General features: G+C 38.8%; 2 protein-coding genes. Both read right to left on the bottom strand.

Annotation, left to right across the window (positions count from 1 at the left end; all coding sequences use genetic code 11):
• Positions 1–108: 108 nt before the first annotated feature.
• Positions 109–1248 (bottom strand): cystathionine gamma-synthase, encoded by a 1140-nt coding sequence (locus AC1DPQ_RS24870; RefSeq protein WP_477611204.1) that lies wholly within the window; start codon positions 1246–1248, stop codon positions 109–111.
• Between the two features lie 104 nt (positions 1249–1352).
• Positions 1353–2389 (bottom strand): proline--tRNA ligase (locus tag AC1DPQ_RS24875; protein ID WP_477611205.1); only part of this gene is annotated, 1037 nt, incomplete at its 5' end.

Here is a 2389-nt window from a genome sequence, read left to right on the forward strand (position 1 = left end):
ATAATATACTTCGCTTATATTTAAAATAAATTATTCCTTAGCAACAGCAATATTTATTATTGTGGAATAAAAAAAACGGGCAAATATTTTATCTGCCCGCTCGAAATATTATGCTAATGCATTTGCCAGATCCTCTAAAAGATCGTCGATATCCTCTACCCCAACGCTTAAACGGAGCAAGTTATCGGTAACACCTACTTTCTCTCTTTCTTCTTTCGGGATAGAGCCATGTGTCATCGTTGCTGGATGGTTAATTAACGATTCTACCCCGCCCAATGATTCAGCCAATGTGAATACTTTAAAATTAGACGAGATTCTAAAAGTTTCTTCCAGATCAGCACCTTTTAAGGTAATCGAAATCATACCGCCAAATCCACGCATTTGTTTTTTAGCTACATCATGATTAGGGTGATCTTCAAAACCCGGCCAGTAAATTTTATCAACCTTTGGATGTGTTTTTAAATAATATGCAATACGCGCTCCATTTTCGCAATGTGCTTTCATCCGAAGGTGAAGCGTTTTTATACCCCTCAACACTAAAAAAGCATCTTGCGGACCCGGTGTTGCACCACAGGCATTGTAAATGAACCAAAGGTCTTTATACAATTGTTCATCATTTGTTACCAAAGCACCCATTACCACATCAGAGTGGCCACCAATGTATTTGGTTACCGAATGCATCACAATATCAGCGCCCAGATCAATCGGGTTTTGTAAATAAGGCGATGCAAATGTATTATCAACGGTCAGGATTAAACTTTTCTCTTTTGTAATTTTTGCCACCCCTTCAATATCGATAATCTGCATGGTAGGATTAGTAGGTGTTTCTATCCAAACCAATTTGGTTTTATCATTAATGTAGGGCAATATATTTTCTGGCTTAGATAGATCCAGAAAGTGAAATTTGATTCCGTATTTAGTGTATATTTTGGTAAAGATCCGGTATGAGCCACCGTACAAATCATTTCCGGTAATCACTTCATCGCCAGGCTGTAATAATTTCAATACGGCATCTGTTGCCCCCATTCCACTCGAAAAAGCCAGACCATATTTGGCATTTTCTAAAGCAGCTAAACAATCTTCCAAAGCTTTACGCGTTGGGTTTGTTCCTCTCGAATACTCGTAGCCTTTATTGTCTCCAGGAGATTTCTGCCAATAGGTAGAGGTTTGATATATCGGTGTCATTACAGCACCTGTAGTTGGATCAGGCTCTTGACCTGCATGTATAGCTTTAGTTGCGAATTTCATTTTTTTTTAAGATTTGGGATATGAGACAGGAGATGTGAGACATAAAATTTGAGTCGAGATACAATCTCAAATCTCACTTCTAAAATCTAGTGTCTCACATCTAATTAATACGCTCTTGCAAACAGTACCCTTTGGATGGATGGTTTTCCTGAATAAATACAAACGCCATCTTCTAATTTATTATCTAAAGGAATACAACGAATGGTTGCTTTTGTTTCTTCTTTTATCTTTTGCTCAGTTTCTGGTGTTCCATCCCAATGCGCTGAAATAAAACCAGCTTTGGTATCCAACAATTCCTGAAACTCTTCGTAACTATTGGCTGCTGTAATATGCTCATCGCGATAAGCCAAAGCTTTGTTGAACATGCTTTGCTGAATATCTTCCAATAGTTTGATGATGTAAATATCCAATCCTTCCTGAGGTACAGTTTGTTTCACCTTGGTATCTCTACGGGCAATTTCTACTGTTTTATTTTCTAAATCGCGGCCACCAATAGCAATACGGATTGGCACACCTTTCAACTCATAATCAGCGAACTTAAATCCAGGGCGTTGTGTATCCCTGTCATCATATTTCACCGAAACGCCTAAACCTTTTAAACGCATGGTTAATTCATTAACATATGAAGAAATTCTCGCCAGATCCTCATCACCTTTATAAATCGGAACAATTACCACTTGTATTGGCGCTAATTTTGGTGGAATAATCAATCCAGAATCATCACTGTGTGCCATAATCAAAGCACCCATTAAACGTGTAGAAACACCCCATGAAGTAGCCCATACATGATCTAATTTCCCATCTTTACCAGTAAACTTAACATCAAAAGCTTTAGCAAAATTCTGGCCTAAAAAGTGAGATGTACCTGCTTGTAAAGCTTTGCCATCCTGCATTAAGGCCTCAATACAATAAGTATCTAAAGCACCCGCAAAGCGTTCATTCGGCGATTTACGGCCTCTGATTACCGGAACTGCCAACCAATTTTCGGCAAAATCGGCGTAAATATGTAACATACGTTCTGTTTCCTCAATCGCCTCTTCTGCTGTAGCATGTGCGGTATGTCCTTCCTGCCATAAAAATTCGGCTGTACGCAGAAATAACCTGGTACGCATTTCCCATCTTACCACATTCGCCCATTGAT

Source organism: Pedobacter sp. 01T416_2 (genome assembly GCF_056398925.1).

What these genes read in the sequence shown, in the direction of transcription:
- AC1DPQ_RS24870 (WP_477611204.1), bottom strand. Translation starts at nt 1,248, where the DNA reads ATGAAATTCGCAACTAAAGCTATACATGCAGGTCAAGAGCCTGATCCA.